The sequence below is a fragment of the Mesorhizobium sp. B2-7-2 genome (assembly GCF_006440775.1).
GTDB lineage: Bacteria > Pseudomonadota > Alphaproteobacteria > Rhizobiales > Rhizobiaceae > Mesorhizobium.
On record NZ_VFTZ01000010.1, the window covers coordinates 52,338 to 70,383 of the forward strand.

The 18,046-nt window shown below is 63.2% G+C and carries 16 protein-coding genes; 6 read left to right on the forward strand and 10 right to left on the reverse strand.

Annotated elements, in window-relative coordinates; all coding sequences use genetic code 11:
- Positions 1-7: 7 nt before the first annotated feature.
- On the forward strand, positions 8-1,210 hold the full coding sequence (locus FJ425_RS15595; RefSeq protein WP_140724680.1) for an ROK family transcriptional regulator: 1,203 nt from the start codon (positions 8-10) through the stop codon (positions 1,208-1,210).
- A 130-nt stretch (positions 1,211-1,340) separates the two neighbouring features.
- Here FJ425_RS15595 and FJ425_RS15600 read toward each other — a convergent pair whose 3' ends face one another.
- On the reverse strand, positions 1,341-2,207 hold the full coding sequence (locus FJ425_RS15600; RefSeq protein ID WP_140724683.1) for a hypothetical protein: 867 nt from the start codon (positions 2,205-2,207) through the stop codon (positions 1,341-1,343).
- Between the two features lie 465 nt (positions 2,208-2,672).
- Here FJ425_RS15600 and FJ425_RS15605 point away from each other — a divergent pair, with 465 nt between their 5' ends.
- The 3 genes from FJ425_RS15605 (at position 2,673) to FJ425_RS15615 (ending at position 5,210) form a co-directional block, all read left to right on the forward strand.
- Positions 2,673-3,506 (forward strand): GNAT family N-acetyltransferase, encoded by an 834-nt coding sequence (locus tag FJ425_RS15605; protein ID WP_140724686.1) that lies wholly within the window; start codon positions 2,673-2,675, stop codon positions 3,504-3,506.
- Between the two features lie 95 nt (positions 3,507-3,601).
- Positions 3,602-4,372, forward strand: coding sequence for an SDR family oxidoreductase (locus tag FJ425_RS15610; protein WP_140724689.1), 771 nt, complete (start codon positions 3,602-3,604; stop codon positions 4,370-4,372).
- An 82-nt stretch (positions 4,373-4,454) separates the two neighbouring features.
- A complete protein-coding gene (locus tag FJ425_RS15615; protein WP_246677948.1) occupies positions 4,455-5,210 on the forward strand; it encodes an SDR family NAD(P)-dependent oxidoreductase in 756 nt (251 codons plus the stop codon).
- A 403-nt stretch (positions 5,211-5,613) separates the two neighbouring features.
- On the opposite strand, the gene FJ425_RS15620 is transcribed toward FJ425_RS15615, so the two are convergent.
- The 4 genes from FJ425_RS15620 to FJ425_RS15645 form a co-directional block, all read right to left on the reverse strand.
- Positions 5,614-6,921 carry a divalent metal cation transporter gene (locus tag FJ425_RS15620; RefSeq protein ID WP_140724694.1) on the reverse strand — a complete coding sequence of 436 codons (1,308 nt, stop codon included), beginning with the start codon at positions 6,919-6,921 and terminating at the stop codon, positions 5,614-5,616.
- Positions 6,922-7,205: 284 nt separating this feature from the next.
- The gene (gene hemA, locus FJ425_RS15630; protein ID WP_140632183.1) at positions 7,206-8,483 is read right to left on the reverse strand and encodes a 5-aminolevulinate synthase; all 1,278 of its coding nucleotides are present in this window, start codon (positions 8,481-8,483) and stop codon (positions 7,206-7,208) included.
- A gap of 524 nt (positions 8,484-9,007) precedes the next feature.
- Entirely contained in the window at positions 9,008-9,622 is a 615-nt protein-coding gene (fixJ, locus tag FJ425_RS15640; protein WP_140632180.1) for a response regulator FixJ, read from the reverse strand.
- Positions 9,609-11,096 (reverse strand): PAS domain-containing sensor histidine kinase, encoded by a 1,488-nt coding sequence (locus FJ425_RS15645; protein WP_281405776.1) that lies wholly within the window; start codon positions 11,094-11,096, stop codon positions 9,609-9,611. The genes fixJ and FJ425_RS15645 overlap by 14 nt, the downstream gene beginning before the upstream one ends.
- A gap of 263 nt (positions 11,097-11,359) precedes the next feature.
- Between FJ425_RS15645 and FJ425_RS15650 the strand changes: the two genes are divergently transcribed.
- The gene (locus FJ425_RS15650) at positions 11,360-12,169 is read left to right on the forward strand and encodes a universal stress protein (RefSeq protein WP_140632177.1); all 810 of its coding nucleotides are present in this window, start codon (positions 11,360-11,362) and stop codon (positions 12,167-12,169) included.
- Between the two features lie 254 nt (positions 12,170-12,423).
- Positions 12,424-12,615 carry a DUF6455 family protein gene (locus tag FJ425_RS32025; protein ID WP_246673396.1) on the forward strand — a complete coding sequence of 64 codons (192 nt, stop codon included), beginning with the start codon at positions 12,424-12,426 and terminating at the stop codon, positions 12,613-12,615.
- 88 nt (positions 12,616-12,703) lie between these two features.
- Here FJ425_RS32025 and FJ425_RS15660 read toward each other — a convergent pair whose 3' ends face one another.
- From FJ425_RS15660 to ccoG, 5 genes are all read right to left on the reverse strand, one after another.
- Positions 12,704-13,405 carry a CBS domain-containing protein gene (locus FJ425_RS15660; RefSeq protein ID WP_140632172.1) on the reverse strand — a complete coding sequence of 234 codons (702 nt, stop codon included), beginning with the start codon at positions 13,403-13,405 and terminating at the stop codon, positions 12,704-12,706.
- Between the two features lie 62 nt (positions 13,406-13,467).
- Entirely contained in the window at positions 13,468-13,638 is a 171-nt protein-coding gene (gene ccoS, locus FJ425_RS15665) for a cbb3-type cytochrome oxidase assembly protein CcoS (protein ID WP_140541795.1), read from the reverse strand.
- Positions 13,635-15,920, reverse strand: coding sequence for a cation-translocating P-type ATPase (locus FJ425_RS15670; RefSeq protein WP_140724697.1), 2,286 nt, complete (start codon positions 15,918-15,920; stop codon positions 13,635-13,637). The genes ccoS and FJ425_RS15670 overlap by 4 nt, the downstream gene beginning before the upstream one ends.
- Entirely contained in the window at positions 15,917-16,432 is a 516-nt protein-coding gene (locus FJ425_RS15675; protein ID WP_140632167.1) for a FixH family protein, read from the reverse strand. The genes FJ425_RS15670 and FJ425_RS15675 overlap by 4 nt, the downstream gene beginning before the upstream one ends.
- Positions 16,429-17,988, reverse strand: coding sequence for a cytochrome c oxidase accessory protein CcoG (gene ccoG / locus FJ425_RS15680; protein ID WP_181175928.1), 1,560 nt, complete (start codon positions 17,986-17,988; stop codon positions 16,429-16,431). The genes FJ425_RS15675 and ccoG overlap by 4 nt, the downstream gene beginning before the upstream one ends.
- Between the last annotated feature and the right edge of the window lie 58 nt (positions 17,989-18,046).

Here is an 18,046-nt window from a genome sequence, read left to right on the forward strand (position 1 = left end):
AACGACGGTGCACGACATCAGCCCGATCCGCGCCAAAAGCGGCACCAACCAGGAGGGAACGAGCGCCCACAACCGCCGCGTCATGATCGAAGCGCTGCGGCTCAACGGCGCGCTGTCGCGCGCCGACCTGGCGCGGGCGACGCAGCTTACCAAGCAAGCGGTTTCCAACATCATCGAGGATCTCGAGCGCGATGGCCTGGTCGTGGCGCTGGATGCGGTGCGCAAGGGCAGGGGGCAACCTTTCACGCCCTACCGGTTGGTTCCCGAAGGGGCCTTCGCCATCGGGCTGCAGATCGACCGGCATCTGACGCGCGTGGTGGTGGTCGACCTCGTCGGCAAGGTGATCGCGCGCGCCGAGGCGGGGCTGCCGTTCGACGAGCCTTCGGCGGGCGTCAGGATCATCCTCGGCCTGGTCGACCGCGTCAGGCGCGAACTGGCTTGCTTGTTTGCCCAGTCCGAGCGGCGACTGGTCGGATTGGGAGTCGCCATGCCGGGACCGTTCGGGCTAAAGAACCCCGACAACAAATGGATGATGCCGGCCTGGCAGCAATTTCCGCTGGTGGAGGCGCTTGCGGCCGGCACCGGGCTCGATGTCGGCCTCCAGAACGATGCGGCGGCCTGCGCGACGGCGGAGCGGATCGTCGGCGCGGCGCATGGCGTCGATCACGCCGTCTGCCTTTATGTTGGTTACGGCATAGCCGCCGGGCTGATCCTCAATGGCGAGCTCTACAGCGGCGGCAACGGCAATGCGGGCGAGGTCGGCATGGCGCTGCTTTCGCCGGCCGGCCCCGGTTCCACGCCGCTCGAACATCGTGCGTCGCTGGCCTCGCTCTACCAGCATCTCGGCCTCGACCCCACCGAGAGGGGGCTTTACGAGACGCTCGGCGCACTGGCGCTTGCGCAGGATCCGCGGGTCATGGGCTGGGTCGAAAGAGCCGGGTCCGACCTGCGCTGGAGCGTGCATCTGATCGAAACGATCTTCGATCCGCAAACCGTCATCCTCACCTCCAGCGCGCCCGAAGCACTCGCGCGGCTCCTGCTTCGGGCCATGCATCCGCTGCTGCCGTCGATCGCGGATCGCCCCGTCCGGCGCCTGCCACGGCTGCAACTGGGCACCACCGATCCCTGGGCGATCGCGGTCGGCGCCGCGGCAGAGCCGATCAGCCGGGCCTTCGATCCGCGTTTTTCCGCGATCCTGAAGGCCGGATAGAAGCGGCCAGCCCCGTCGCCTGCGTCATGCTTGTGGCGAAAGCCGCGTCGATGATGGCGAGCTTGACCGCCTGCGCGGCGACGCCAGCGCGGGCACCGGTCTTGCGCGGCGCCGGGCGGAGTCTTGACGGTCAGCGATTCTTCAGAGCTGAGATACAGGCTTCGAAGGCCTCGTCGACGACGGCGAGCTTGGCTGCCTGGACGGCCATGTATTCGTCGAAGAAAGCCCTCGAAACCCACATCACGGAATGGCCGCGCTGGCCGATCCAGCCGATGCTGCCGAGCGCCTCGGCATCATATAGTTTGCGCGCCAGATGGGTGCGTGAGAGCTTCAGCCAGTGGGCGAATTCACTGACCGAGATGACGCCGGTCGGTATCCTGTCGAGATGAACATCCTCAGGATCGATGCCGGACATCAGCCAGTCCATGATGATGCCGCCGTTGTTTAGCCAGATAAACAATGAAAAAGTCTGCCCAGGCTCCCGCACTGCGCTGCTGGCCAGCAATCCATCGGCGATCAGCGGCTGCAAGGTGGGCAGCATCTCGGGTCGCTCGAGGAGGTTTTCCAGCCGGTTGGCGCCATCTATGTGGTCCAGCGTCCTCAGATGCGCATAAATCCAGCCGGTGAAGGTCTCTATGGTGCCCGCCGTGACCCGCAACGGGTGGGCGCGGCCATCACCGCTGGCCGAAATATATTCGGCGATGTTGTAGTGCAGCATCTCCTTGACGAAGGCCTCGGCGGTGTTGCGGCTGGCCACGGAATTGCGGCGCACGACGTCGATGAAACGCGCCATCGTCATGTCGGTGCGGCGGTCGTTGGGATCGCGCCGGAAATGCAGAGCCAAGCCGACATGAGCGAGCAGCCAGCGCTGCTGGGTGGCAAACACGGCAGCCAGCCGCGGGCTCGTTTGATAGATATGGATGAGCGCCTTGGACTGCTCCTGGACACCGCGAAGCGCTGCCGGATGACGGGCGATTTCTGCGGCATTCAGCGGCATTTCCTATGGTACTCCATGCGATTCCAAGCAACGACAAATGAAGATTCCCAGTCTTCGCCGGTCGTGTCCAGTTGCCCATTGGAACAACGAACGATCAGGCCGTGAATTCGTTGCTAACTCTTTGCATCGGTTCTGGAAAGCCGTCCCAATAATAGTCGGGCCCGCAGCCCTGCGCTGAATTGACGAGTCCCGCCAGACGAGCATGGGTTCCGCGCCATCGGGCTGCGGGGAGCGCCTCCCGGGTCGGGCTCCGTCCCTGGTGCCGATCCGCAGACAATCCTGCAGGATTCGCGCTTCAAGGATGCCGCATTCTGTCGGCCATCGCGACGGTCTCCAACACATGCGCTCTGGCGTCGGCCGCGCCGGTCGGCGCCGATCGATAACGTGACGAGGAATCCGCGCAGCCCTTTGCAGCCTGCGGAGGGCGGCCTATCCTGGCGGTGATGGCCAACCCTGAGTGAAACGATGCCGAGAACAATCAGGACGCTGACCGCCAGCGAGGTGGAAACGCTTGTTGGCTGGGCAGCGGAGGAAGGCTGGAATCCGGGCACCGGCGATGCCGCGGCGTTTCGGGCGGCGGATCCACAAGGGTTCATCGGCGCCTTTGTCGGCGGCGAGATGGTGGCCGGCATTTCGGCCGTCGTATACGGCCCCGGCTTCGGCTTCATCGGCCTTTACATCTGCCGGCCCGACCGGCGTGGCGAAGGTCACGGCAAGGCGGTCTGGGACGCCGGCATGGCGCGTCTGAGCAACCGTATCATCGGTCTCGACGGGGTGGCCGAGCAGCGGGCCAACTACCAGCGCATGGGCTTCGTGCCTGCTTATGAGACCGTCCGCCACAGCGGCGGTCCATCCGGCTTGCCCGAGGGCGGCAAGACAAGACCCGTGACGGCCGGCGACACGGCTGAGATTTTCGCCTACGATCGCAAGTGCTTTCCAGCACCGCGCGAGACCTTCCTTGGCGAGTGGCTGCGGCCGCCGCGGATTGCGCGGCTCTCAGCCCGATCGGACGGCATTGCCGGCTACGGCGTGGCGCGCCGTTGCAGGCAGGGTTTCAAGGTCGGGCCGCTGTTCGCCGACAGGACGGAGCTTGCCCTGGCAATGCTGGCGGACCTGTCGGACGCAACTGCCGGCGAGGAATTGCATATCGACGTGCCGGCCGGCCAGGTTCAATTCACCGCCACGCTGCAGGCCGCCGGCATGGTTCCGGGGTTCACGACGACACGCATGTACAAGGGCGGCAAGCCCGGCAACAACCAGTCGACGGTTTTCGGCGTCACGACGCTCGAGCTGGGATGATCGCGTGCTGAGGTCATTGTTTTGCCTGGCTGGTCCATGCGACATGGCTCAATGATGTGGTTGCCTTTGCCGAGCTGCGTTTCGGAGATTATCGAATGGCTGGAAGGACGGTTCTGATCGCCGGCGGCGCCGGAGGAATGGGTCTGGCGACCGGACTGCGTTTCGCCGCCGACGGCGAGCGGATCGTGCTCGCGGATCTTCCCGGCTCCAAGCTCGACGGCGCCGTGGCGAAGATTGCCGCGGCCGGGGCGGACGCGATCGGCTTGCCGCTCGATATCCGCTCCGTCGCTGCCTGCCGCGACGTGGTGGGCAAGGCCAGGGAGTGGGGCGGTGCGATCGACATTCTCGTCAACGCCGCCGGGGTCTGGCTCGAGGGACCGGCACGCGATGTCGAGGAAGACCAGTGGGACCTGGTGCTGGACGTCAATCTCAAGGGAGCCTTCTTCCTGATCTCGGCAGCCATACCGCATCTGTCGGCGGCGCAGGGCGTGATCGTCAACATTGCATCCGACGCCGGCATCGTCGGAAATAACGGGGCGGCCGTGTATTGCGCCTCAAAAGGCGGACTGGTGCTTTTGACCAAGGCTCTCGCGCTGGAACTCGCCCCGCAAGGCATCAGGGTCAACGCAGTCTGTCCCGGCGACACGGCAACGCCGATGATCGAATATCAGGCCAAGACCTATGGCGCGGACGACCCCGACGGCTACAAGCGCCGGCTCCTTGGGCACTATCCGCAAGGGGACAAGGCAAGGTTCATCCAGGTGGAGGAGATCGCTTCCTTCATCCACTATCTGTGCCAGCTGGGCGCGGCGCCGATCACCGGGGCCGCGCTTTCGATCGATTTCGGCGTCAGTGCCGGTTATTGAACCCAGCGCGGGATCGGTTTCATCGCGGATATGAGTGCCTGCGCCGGCATGCCGGCGTTCTAATCGTGGAGGGGAAATGATCGTGTTTCGCAAATCCCGCAAGGCACTGGTGACCGGCGCGGGCGCCGCCGACGGCATCGGCGTGGCGATCGCGCGGGCGTTGGCCGAGGCCGGTGTTTCGGTCACCATCACCGCTTCGTCCGCACGCGTCGAGCAACGCGCGGCGGAACTGCGGGCGGAGGGGCTCGATGTCCGCGCTTTCATGGCCGACCTGACGCTCTCGGGCGATGTCGATCGTTTACGCTCCGAGGCCGGCGAGATCGACGTCCTCGTCAACAATGCCGGGATGGGCACCATCGCCCAGCCGGCATTGCAGCGGCGGTTTCTCGACCTCAGCGAAAGCGACTGGGACCGCGGCATCGATGTCAGCCTGAAAACCGCTTTCTTAAGCACGCGCGGATTTCTGGCCGGCATGGTGCAGCGCGGCCATGGACGCGTCGTCAACATGGCATCGGTGACGGGGCCTTACGTATCCAATGAAGGCGAGGCCGCCTACTCCGCGGCCAAGGCCGGCATGATCGGCCTGACGCACGCGCTTGCCCTGGAGGTCGGCCGCAGCGGCGTCACGGTCAATGCCGTGGCACCGGGATGGATCGCGACGGGCGCCTCGACGCCTGAGGAACTGACCGCTGCCCGCAACACGCCGCTTGGCCGCGCCGGCAGCCCCGAGGAAGTCGCGGCGGCCGTGCTGTTCCTGGCGTCCGACGGAGCCAGTTATGTCAACGGCGCCGTTCTCGTCGTGGACGGCGGCAACATCCTGCAGGAACGCAAGGCATGACCGCGAAGATTCAGGGACCGCTTTGGTACGCAGCTCATAACAGGATGAAATGCGAACCCAGGAACACGAGGAACTGGCCGGTAATCAGAGGGACCCGCAAAATAGGGCCGCTCTCTGCGCTGTCCTGAACGGGTTGCCCGCGCACGCAAGGGTGCGCCTTCAGCACATTCCTCCAGATCGTGGGAAAGTCCGATCCCTTGCTTCTTTCGGCATTGCACGTGTCGACAAGTCTCGCGACGGCATTTTTCATCGAGCGGAATTCACCCTAAGCGCCTGATCGCAAGACATATGACCAATTATGGCAGGAAGAATTTGATCTCGATCAATGCACCGAAAAAGGAGCCGCTCACAGCCGTATCAATAGAGCATGATGTCGTCCGAAAACCGCCTCACACATCACGCCCTAGCCGGGCAAAAGCATCATGATCGATGCCCCGGCCATCAGTGCCGTCGCGATCCAGCCCAGCATGACGATCGGCCAACCGGACGTGAAAGAGCCCATGACCGATCGGCTTGAGGCCAGCAATATGACCACTACCATGAGCGGCACCGCGACGACGCCGTTTATGACGGCGCTCCAGAACAGCGCCTTCATCGGGCTGATGGGCAGATATTGGATGGCCAGCGCCGCCAGGATGCTTACCGCGATGACGCCATAGAAGCCACGCGCATCGCCCGCCTTGCGCTCCAGCCCCTCCTGCCATCCCATGGCCTCCGCCAGCGCGTAAGCCGCCGAGCCCGCCAGGACGGGCACGCCGATCAATCCTACTCCCAGTATGCCGGCGGCAAAAAGCACGAAGGCGAAATCGCCCGCCAGCGGCTGCAGGGCGCTGGCAGCCTGGGCGGCTGTTTCGATGTGCGTGATACCGGCAACATTCAGCGTTGCCGCGGTTGCCAGGATGATGAAATAGGACGTCGCATCCGAATAGAACATGCCGCTCCAGGTGTCCCAGCGCAACCGGCGCAGTTCAGTCCCCGATCCGGTCGCGTCTTCGATTAGAGGAGGACCGCCCTTCATCTCTTCGACCTCCTCGGAAGCCTGCCAGAAGAAGAGATAGGGGCTGATCGTCGTGCCGAAGATCGCCACCGCCACGGTGGCGGTCTCGGCGTTCATCGGCAATCTGGGCCACACGGTGCGAAGCGCCACCTCGCCCCAGGGCACATGGACCATGAAGAGCACCGCGGCATAGGCAAGAAGCGACAGCGTCAGCCATTTGAGGAAACCGACATAGCGATGGTATGGGACGAACACCTGCAGGACCAGCGTCGCGAATGTGAAGATCAGAGTGGCGATGTGTCGGCTGATGCCGGTTACGAGCTCTGCGACCTCGCCCATGGCAGCTATGTCGGCAGCAATGTTGAGCGTGTTCGCCACAACGAGCAGCGCAACGACGAAGACGACCACGAACGGTGGGAAGTGCGCCTTTATGTTGGCGGCAAGTCCCTTTCCCGTAACGCGGCCGATTCGGCCGCACATCGACTGGACTGCCGCCATCAGCGGGAAGCAGAGCGGCATCGTCCAAAGCATGTTGAGACCGAACTGGGCGCCTGCCTGCGAATAGGTCGCAATCCCGCTCGGATCGTCGTCGGCCACTCCGGTGATCAAACCGGGTCCGACGCGCGCAAGCGGATGTTCCCTCACGCGGCCGAGCAAACTCCATGGCTTGCCGTGCCCGGGTACCGCGCTGATGTTGTCGTCGACGATACCCATGGGCCGCCAGGAAAGGAAATCCGCGCCCTTGTAATCCCGATCGGTGCGACGATCTTTGACCTCGCTCAAAGCATGGGGAACAACGCGCATAGGATCGCAAGCGGGCCGGCGCCGGCTGCCATGTTCTGAGATAAGCTGAAGACGCCTGAGCCCACCATGGAGCCGATCACGAGCGCTGTTAGAGAACCCAGCCGCAGCTTGGTCGACGCCGAATGAGGCCTGGCAGCCTCGACGCCGGTCAAATCCGGATTGGCGCTGAAGCCGATCGCAAATCGCGCCCTAGTCTAGCCGCCTGCGTTGCTCACCAGCAGCGGAATGATCCGGTCGCTTTTGGCGACGGCGGGACGGCCGGAGCTGGCATAGGGAATGCCCAGCGCATCCCAGGTCTCGACCAGCGCATCCTGCAATTGGGCGATCAGCGCGTCCGAATGGAAGGGTGTGGGCGTGATGCGCAGCCGCTCGGTGCCGCGCGGTACCGTCGGATAGTTGATCGGCTGGATGTAGATGCCGTGCACGCCAAGCAGCCGGTCGCTCGCCATCTTGCAAAGCTCGGGGTCTCCGACCAGCACCGGCACGATGTGGGTGGCCGATTCCATCACCGGCAGCCCGGCCGCGGCAAGCACCTGCTTGGTCCTGGCCGCCTGGCGCTGCTGCGCGTCGCGTTCTGCCTGCGAGCGCTTGAGGTGACGGATCGAGGTGGTGGCGGCCGCGGCGATGGCCGGCGGCAGCGCCGTGGTGAAGATGAAGCCCGGCGCATAGGAGCGCACCGCGTCGACGACAGCGCTGGTGCCGGCGATGTAGCCGCCAAGCGTGCCGAACGCCTTGGCCAGCGTGCCCTCGATGATGTCGATGCGGTCGGCCAGGCCTTCGCGTTCGGTGATGCCGCCGCCGCGCGGCCCGTACATGCCGACCGCATGGACCTCGTCGATATAGGTCATGGCGTTGTAGCGTTCGGCGAGCTCGACGATCTCTCTGATCGGCGCGATGTCGCCGTCCATCGAATAGACGCTTTCGAAGACGATCAGCTTGGCGCGCTCGCGCCCCGCGGCCTGCAAGAGGCTCTCAAGATGCGCCACGTCATTGTGGCGAAAAATCTTCTTTTCAGCGCCCGAGCGGCGCACGCCCTCGATCATCGAGGCATGGTTGAGCTCGTCCGAGATGATCAGGCAGTTGGGCAGAAGCCTGGCAATGGTCGAGATCGAGGCCTCGTTGGAGACGAAGCCGGAGGTGAAGACCAGCGCTGCTTCCTTGTCATGCAGGTCGGCGAGTTCCTGCTCGATCTCGACCAGCGGGTTGGAGGTGCCGGAAATATTGCGGGTGCCGCCGGCGCCCGAGCCCATCTTGCCGGCAGCGTTCTGGAAGGCGGCAATCACGTCCTCGTTCTGGCCCATGCCGAGATAGTCGTTGGAGCACCACACGGTGATTTCCTGGGCGCGGCCGTTGGAACGCCAGATGGCGCGCGGAAACTTGCCCACCATGCGCTCCAGGTCGGCGAAAACGCGGTAGCGGCGCTCGGCGTGGAGCTGGTCGATCGCATCCTCGAAGAACCGCTGATAGTTCATATGGAGCTCCTATACGGCAAGTGACGCCGCGGACCCGACGGGCTCGATCCGCTGGGACGTCAACCTACGAAACAGGGGAAGGCGCCGCTTTGAGCTATGTCAAATTGGGAGGCGCGCGGATGCCTCATGGTAGGCAGGTTCCTCGACATAAGCCGTCTAAAACTGATTCAAATCAAAGCGCCGGACCCCATTTCAACCCACGCTGGCTGGATGTGGAATCCAATAGCAAGCGCTCCGTTTGGCCGCAGTCTCGAACTAGCCGTTCTGGACGAGGAAGGCTTGCACGCCGTAATATTTCCCTGCGAAAAGGACCGGGAGGGCTGGCGGAATGCCGTTACCGGCATTCGCGTCGATATCCGGCCGACCCACTGGCGCGACTGGGATCTGCCAAAAGACAGTACCGCTTCGGTTGGAACCATGTCTAAATCAAAGAGATAGGGCATGATGTCGTCCGAAAACCGCTCCACACTTTTCGGCATCATGCTCTAGGTGGCAGTTCCGGACGGAACCGCGGCGCACTTTTCTTAATGTTTGGGCTCAGCGATCAAGGCCATTCGTACCAGATGCGAGAGGCTGCCCGCTCCCATCTTGCTCATGACATTGGCACGATGGATCTCAACCGTGCGCGGGCTGATCCCGAGATCATAGGCAATCGTCTTGTTCGGCAAGCCGGAGACGAGCCCGTCGAGCACCTGGCGCTCGCGCTCCGAAAGAGTGGCAAGGTTCTTCCGGATATCGGTTGATTGCGGATGTGTCGCAATGGGCTCGCTGCGATTGTCCAAGGCGGACCGAATCGCATCAATGAGCACCTGGTCGTCGAAGGGCTTTTCGATGAAGTCGGCGGCGCCCTCCTTCATCGCCTGGACGGCCAGCGCGACGTCGGCGTGCCCGGTCATCACGATCACCGGCACGCCAAGGCCACGGGTCTTCAGTTGCCGCAGAAACTCGATGCCGTCGATGCCAGGCATGCGCACGTCGGTAACGATGCAACCCTCGAGCTCCTTCGGCTCTGTCGCCAGAAATGCAGTTGCCGATTCGTAGAGGCGCACGGCAAAGTCGGCTGTCGCGAGCAGGAAACCCAGCGACTTGCGAACGTCGACATCATCGTCGACGACATGAACGATATCACTGGCCACCAGCGACCTCTTCCTTTTCTACCGCGCGCAAAGTGAAGCGGAAGGCCGTTCCGCCATCGGGCATCGACTCCGCCCAAATATGACCACCATGCGACTCGACGATAGTGCGACAAATAGACAGTCCCACGCCCATTCCGTGCTTCTTCGTGGTAATGAAGGGCTGGAAGAGTTGGGCCGAGACCTCCGGCGCCAGCCCAGGCCCGGTGTCGATCACGCCGACCTCTGCCATCCTGTCATGTCGAGAGGTCGTAGAGACGCGCAACTCCCGGCGCGGCATGCCCTGCATAGCCTCCACGGCGTTTCTCATGAGATTGAGCAGCACCTGCTCGATCTGAATTCGATCGCTCAGAACCAGCTCGGCCGCCGGGTCGAGATCGTATGTGACGCGTACGTCGGCCTCCCTCGCGCCGACCAGAGCGAGCGATGAGGCATCCTCGATAAGCGATGGCAAGTGTTCGACCTGGCGCTCGCTTTCACCCCTGGCAACGAAGTCCCTGAGACGACGAATGACGTCGCCGGCACGCAAGGCCTGTTCCGCGGCCTTTCCGACAGCCTCCCGCAACATAGCCGCGTTCTCGTCACTGCTTTTCTCGAGCAGGCGCCGGCTGCCCTTCAGGTAGTTCGTGATGGCCGTCAGCGGCTGGTTTATCTCATGCGCCAATGTCGAGGCCATTTCGCCGAGCGCGGTGAAACGTGCCATATGCAGCAATTCCTGCTGCTGCTCCTGCATCCTGGCTTCGGTTTTGTGGCGTTCCGTCAGGTCGCGACAGAAGCCGGTGAAGAAGCGGCCTGTTCCCGGATGCATTTCGCCGACAGCGAGCTCCATCGGAAAGGTCGATCCGTCCTTGCGCATCCCGGTTACCGTGCGCCCTATCCCGATGATGCGCCGCTCACCGGTCGTCAGGTAACGCTGCATGTATGCATCATGCTCTTCCCGGTACGGTGAGGGCATCAGCAATTTGACGTTTTGACCGATGACCTCGCTGGCCTTGTAACCGAACAACGTCTCCGCGGCGGTGCTGAAGGATTGGATATTGGCGCTCTCGTCGATGACGACCATGGCATCGGGCACCGTCGCCAGGATCGAACGCAGGTGATCCTCTCGCATCTGCAGCGCGGCATTGGCGAAGGACAGCTCGCTGACGTCCGTGCCTTGAACGAATATCGCCGTGATCCGGCCGTCCTTCGCCCTGATTGGCTGATAGACGAAGTCGAGGATGCGTTCTTCCGCAACGCCCGTTTCGACGTTCCGATAGACGACCTTGACGCTTCGGCCCACGTAGGGTTCGCCGGTCTCATAGACGCGGTCCAGCAATTCGAAGAAGCCTTGGCCTTCGAGATCGGGAAAGGCTTCACGCATCGATCTGCCAAGGATGTTTCGCTGGCCGACCATTCGCTCGTAGGCGGCATTCGCCAGCTCGAACACGTGCCCGGGCTCCCTGAGCAACGTCATAAAACCCGGCGCCTGCTCGAACATCGATGCAAGCAGCGCACGTTCCGGCAAATCACCACCTCGCGACACGCCGCCAGGCGAAGCGGCCGCTTCGGCGATGGTTTCCGCGGAAGCTGGGTTCTTCTGGGTCACATCCATTCTGCATCTGAAGGAACACTGGCGATCGATGGTTTAGCACTCGCACAGGCATTCGCAAACATGGAGCTACCGGAGTTTGACTAGCATCAAGGTCATGCACCTCGCGGAATGGCACTCATCAATCGATGATCATCTCCTGAAGGTGCCGCATGTCCTACAAAACGATTGTCGTCAACTTGGCCGTCGATGCGGATCCAGCGCCAATCGTGAAGCTTGCGGCAGAAATGGCGCATCGCTTTGACGCTCACCTCGTCGGTTTCGCCGCCGCGGACGTTCCGCCCTTGGTGGCCACGGGTGAAGGCCTGGTCTACGAAGGCGAGGTCATGCAGGTCAAACGGCAGGAGATCGAGAAGCGTCTTGCCGAGCTGCGCGATAGCTTTGAGAAGCTCGTACCGCACTCCATCAGCAGCGAATGGAAACAGCATATTTGCGGTCCGACTCGCGCTTTGGGGCTGGCAGCCCGCTCAGCCGATCTCATCGTGACCGCCAATGGCAGCGATGATGTGTTCCGAGCCCTCGATGTAGGAGGCCTGGTGCTCGGGGCCGGTCGCCCGGTGCTGGTTGCGGCGGGCAATGCCGAACACCTGCTTGGGAAAACCGTGCTGGTCGCCTGGAAGGACAGTCGGGAAGCACGACGAGCCTTGTCCGATGCCTTGCCGCTCCTTGCCAAGGCCAAAAAGGTTGTAGTCGCCACAATGGAAGCCGCCCCGGGAACGGATGTTCGAGACAGCCTCGCCGACGTCGCGGTGTTTCTGGAGCAGCATGGCGTCATGGCGCGAACCGAAGTGATCGCCGGTACCGCGAATGGCGAGGGGCTGATGGCGTTTGCTCGCTCTGTCAACGCCGATCTGATCGTCTGCGGCGCCTATGGTCATAGCCGGCTCAGGGAATGGGCCTTTGGCGGTATCACGCGCTCGCTGATTGGCGAGAGCGATATCAGCCGCCTGTTTTCGAATTGACTTTGCCATCATGGCGACCGGAGCGGCAGATGGCACAGACCAGCCAGCAGCCATGGCGAGCCGGTCGCGATCGGCCAGCCGCTCTCCTGGTCATGTTGAGCGCCCCTACTGGTCGCTCGTTGATCGAGATCAATGTCGCACGCCGCTGACATGGCAATGATTTGCGGTCCGAGGAGTGTGACCACATGAGCTTTCTCGAATATCTGCTCGGGGCCGACGCTAGAACCGCCTTGATGGAACGCATGATGCAGAAGATGGGCGTCGAGAGGCAGCTGAAAGTTGTGGCGGATCACGCAGCCGTCACCAGTCGTGCCGTCGATCGGTGCCGGTCTTGCGGCCACCAGGACGAATGCGCCGCCTGGCTCGACGAAACCGCGCATGCCGATCATCCGCCGGCCTATTGCCGCAATAGCGACTTGATCGCTCGATTGCAGTCCGTCCGTTGATTGAACCTTGACGCTGGGAGCCCTGAGCGCGCCGTTCGCGATGCAGCCCACGGTCGGGACGCCCATCGGGCGTAAACGCCGACCCTCGTCAGGAGAGGAGCAAGACCGACAACGGTCCGGCGCAGAAGAGCTTGTCGGTGACTGTCTTGACCCCGGCCACGTTCTCCGCGGCAACGACAGCCGCCTTTCGCTGGCGCTCGTCGAAAATAGCGCCATTCAGCTCGACCTCTCCTTTCTTGACGGTGACGCCGATAAGGTCGCCACTGACGCTCCAGGATTGCCCCCGCAACTCGGCGAGAATGTTCCTGCGGATGACCTCGTCGTCGACGGTCGCAGCGCCTGATTTGGGCAGAGTGCGAAGGAGAGTACGCATCAGATCGGAGCGGCTGACGATGCCGACGATCTCGCCCGCATCAAGGATAGGGACGTTCTTGATGTCGTGGGTCGCCATGAGCTCGACGATCTCGGCGAGCGAGGCGCCGGGCGCTGCCGAAACGAGGCCGGCGGTCATAACCTCGTCCACCCGCCGGCCGCTCGAACGGACATACTCGTCGGCGAGCTTGCCTGGACCGAGAAGAACCTCCAGCCAGCGAGGCCGCGCACGTCTGGTGCCAAGCTCGCCCCGGCGCAGGAAATCGCCTTCGCTGATGATGCCAACCAGCGATCCATCTTCTCCCACGACCGGCAGGCAGCGGATGTTCCTGGTCAGCATCAGATCGGCCGCTTCGGCGACCGAGGCAGAGGCAGTGATTGTGACCACCGGCGTCGTCATGATATCCCGAGCCTGCATCGAAATCTCCCGCTTCGTCAGCCGCTTTTCGGACATCGAGAGCGACGCCGCCTTGATCCACGTCAGTTTGATTGCCGGCCTTCGCCGTCTCGGCGATCAGGTTCGATCAGTATCCGCTCTGCTGCTCCATCGAGGTCCTCATACTGGCCGCTGCGCAAAGCCCACAGGAAGCCGGACAAACCGAGCGCGCCCAGGAACAGGGCCACGGGAATGAGATAGACGAGCGTGGTCATGGACGGGCCGCGTCGACGACATCGGTGCGGCGCCTGGCCGGCGCAGCTTCAGGTGCCGCTTTCGCCGTTGCCTGAAGCCGCATCGCATTTGCAATCACGATCAGTGAAGAGGCGCTCATTGCGATCGCCGCGATGAGCGGCGTCACGTGGCCCAGAACGGCTATCGGAACGGCAAAAGCGTTGTACACGATCGCGATGGCGATGTTCTGGCGAATGAGCCGGCCGGCCTTGCGCGAGACATCCATCGCCAGAGGGACCGCAAGCAGGCTTTCGCGCAGGAAGACGAAATCCGCTGCCTGCCGGCCAATGTCGGCCGCGGTTGCCGGAGCCATCGAAACATGCGCCGCCCGCAACGCCGGTGTGTCGTTGAGGCCGTCGCCCACCATCAGCACCTTGTGTCCGGCGCGGGTCAGCGCCTCGATCCATTCGACCTTTCCCGAGGGCAGCAGCGCCGGCGCGAAACTGTCGATTCCCAGCGATTTGGCAACCTCGCCACAGGCCTTCGCAGTATCTCCGGACAGCATATCGACCGACACCCCGGCGTCCTTCAACTGCCGGATCGCTGCGCTGGCGTCTCGTCGCAGCGCGTCCTCGAAAGCAAAACACGCAACGATGTTGCCATTCTTTGAGAGCACCGTGCCGCCATAGCCGCCGAGCTTGCCTTCGCCGCCGGTGCGAGCCTTCCAGCCCGCCCATCCACGCCTTCCGAGCCGCCACGTGTTCCCCTCCGTTTTGGCTTCAATGCCGAAGCCCGGATGCTCGCTGACGGATTCGACGACGGGCCGGCCGGAATACCCTGCATAACTGGCGATTGCCCTCGAGAACGGATGGCGGGAATGAACCGCCATGTCCGCCGCGATCGCAAGCATGATCGGATCGATCGATGACGCATTTACCAGCTTTGGCCGCCCGAGCGTCAGCGTCCCGGTCTTGTCGAAGACAGCCGTGTCGATCGTCGCGAGACGCTCCATGGCCGAACCGTCCTTGACCATGACGCCGGCCTCGAACAGACGTCGGGCCGCAACGACCTGGACGATCGGCACCGCAAGGCCGAGCGCGCAGGGGCAGGTGATGATGAGCACGGCGATGCCAATGGTCATGGCGCGGTGCCAGTCGCCGGACGCGGCCATCCAGCCAAGGAATGTCGCGAAGGCCGCCAGGTGGACCACGGGCGCGTAGAGCGCCGACACGCGATCGGCGATGCGTCGATAGCGTGAGCGGCCACCTTCGGCGGCCTCCATCAGTCGAACCATTTCCGCCAGGAAGGAATCCTTCGCGGCGGCGGTCGCCCGCATCGTCAGCGGACCCGTCAGGTTGAGCGTGCCGGCCTGCACATGGGCGCCGGCGCCGACGGTCTTTGGCGCGCTCTCCCCGGAGACGATCGAGCAATCCAGGTCGGAGCTTCCGCTGAGTATGTTGCCGTCGACCGGTATGCGTTCTCCGGCCGCGATGAGCAGGCGCATTCCCGGTATCAGTTCGGCGACGTGCACGTACTCGCGCATGCCGTCATCCGTCAGGACAAGCGAACCCCGCGACGCGAGCCTTGCGAGACCATCGACGGCGGTCCGCGCGCGCTCGCGCATCACATGATCCAGCGTGCGACCGATCAGCAGGAAGAAGAGCAGCGAAACCGAGGCGTCGAAGTAGGCGTGCTCGCCGTGATTGACGGTCTCGTAGAGGCTCATCGCGTAAGCGAGCGACACACCCACCGCGATCGGCACGTCCATGTTCATGCGGCCATGGCGCAGCGCGTTCGCGGCAGAGCGGAAGTAGATGCCGCCGGCGAAGGCCAGGGCCGGGATGGCGATCAACGCGGACAGCCAATGAAACAGATCCCGCGTCGCGCCCTCGGCGCCGGACCAGACCGATACCGACAGCAGCATGATGTTGCCTGCCGCGAAGCCGGCGACGGCGACGGCGCGGATGAGCTCCGATAGGGTTCGGTCCTTTTCCTGGATTTCCGGGTCGAACAGATGCGCCTGATAGCCAAGCCTTGAAAGCGCTGCGAAAAACGGCGGAACCAGTTCCCCGCGCCAGCGAACGGATACCCTCCTGGTTGAGAGATTGACGCGAGCGGACTCTATGTTTTCGAGCTTCGCCAGGGCCGCCTCGATCGCCTGGATGCAGCCCGCGCAATGAACGGACGGAACTGACAGATCCGTCTGGCGATAGCCGCCGTCCAGTGCGCGGCTGGCCAGTTTTATTTCGTCGCTGGAGGGCACAGCGGATGCCGCGTCCACGACCTCCAGAGCCATCTCGGCCCCCGGCGCGCAGCAGCTCATTGCAGGGCTCCGTTCGCGATCATGACGCGGCGGACATCGCGAAATGGAGTGGCAAGGCCCGCGTCGGCCTCGATCTCGACGATCCAGACGCCGTCCTTTGGCGTGTGATGCACGGCAAACTCTTGTGCATTCCCCTGACTGGCACCCGCCGGTGCGGCAAGCGTCAGGGCTTCGTCTTCCGCTTCGTAAGCCGGGTGCCGGAACAATATTCTGACGCCGTGCAGCTGCAGCGCTTTGCCGTGTTCATCGACAAGGCTGTAGCGGATTTCTCCAGAGGCGATGGTCAGCTTGCCTGTCCAGCCTAGTGCTGCCTGCGCTCGTCCTTTCCGAGCCTCCTCGTTGAACTTTTGGCTCGCCACAAAGGTGTTTTCGACAACGAGGCCGGTCCAACTTTTTCGGGCGAGCGTGGCCATCGTGACGTTGACCCCGATCACCACCGCGAAGAAGCTCACGATCACGATCAACATGTGCCGGCCGGTGAACTCGCGCGACTTCTGCATACCGGTGCTCATTTGTCGTTCTCCCGTGCGTTGAAACTGGCGATGTATTCGGCCGATTCCGAGCTCGCCTTGTCCTCGATGCGAAATTCGAAGCTCTGCGCCGGCTCCCTGATCCGGTCCGCCGGTTGGCGAACAAAGACCTTGAGCACCTTTAGCCGGTCGGGTTCGACGGCCACGGAAAATGAGCGGCTCGGGGCCTGGTCGACACCGACAATGCTCATCTCGCCGCCGTCGAGACCCTGCAGCATGACCTCGATCGTCCTCGGCGCGGGTATCATGTTGAGCAGCTTGACCGTGTAGCCGTTGCGGATCGAGCCGTCCGAGAGCGTCACGAACTGAGGATTGCGGTCATGCAGGACATTGAGCTCCAGCCGTTCGCGCGTCAGCAGCGAATAGACGAGCACCAGGCCGATCGCCGACCATGCAACGAGATAGATGTAGGTGCGCAACCGGAAGATCTTGCCCAGATGGAAATGCGCCAGGCCGTCGACGAAAGCGCCGCTCGTTGTTCTTACCAGCGATGGATTGACTTGACTTGTGCCACCCGCGGTCGCCACCGTCATGTTGGCATTGTAGTCCGCCAGTGTTGCATAGGAGATCAGTCCGCGCTCGCGACCGAGCTTGTCCATGACGCCGTCGCAGGCATCGATGCAGAGCGCGCAGGTGATGCATTCGAGCTGCTGCCCGTCGCGGATGTCGATTCCCATCGGGCAGACGGCAACGCAGGCGTTGCAGTCGACGCAATCGCCGGCCGGCAAACCGGCGGCGAGAGCCCTTTTTGCATGGCGCGAACGCGGTTCGCCGCGCCAGTCATTGTAGGTGACGGTCAGCGAATTTTCGTCAAGCATGGCGGCCTGAATTCGCGGCCATGGGCACATGTAGGTGCAGACCTGCTCGCGCATCAGTCCGCCGAAGACATAGGTGGTGCCGGTCAGGACGGCGATGGTGACATAGGCCACGGGCGCCGCCGTCCCGGTGACAACTTCGCCGAGCAGCTTCGGCGCGTCGGCGAAGTAGAAGATCCAGGCGCCGCCGGTGGCAACCGCGATGATGAGCCAGATCGCGTGCTTGGATGCGCGCAGGACAAGTTTGCGAGCGCTCCAGGGTGCGGCTTCCAGCTTGATGCGGGCGTTGCGATCGCCTTCAACCGCGCGTTCCACGACAAGGAACAGGTCCACCCAGACGGTCTGTGGGCAGGCATAGCCGCACCAGGCTCGCCCGACGGTCGATGTGATCAGGAAAAGCCCAACGCCCGCCATCATGAGAAGGCCGGCGACGTAATAGAATTCCTGCGGCCAGATCTCGATGAAGAAGAAATAAAACCGGCGATTGGCCAGGTCGATGAGGACGGCCTGATCGGGCGCAAACGGGCCGCGATCCCAGCGCAGCCATGGCGTCAGGTAATAGATGCCGAGCGTGATCGCCATCACCAGCCATTTGAACTGCCGGAAAAGGCCGGAGGCCCGCTTCGGAAAGATCTTCTTGCGCGCGGCGTAAAGCGGCGGTCGCGTCTTTGCCGAGTTGACCGCTTCGGCATCGAGCCGTTCCACCTGCGCCTGATCCAGCACGACGATCTCCAATCGCGGCGAATGACGCCGCCTGTCTCCAGCAGTGTTGCAATCGCTC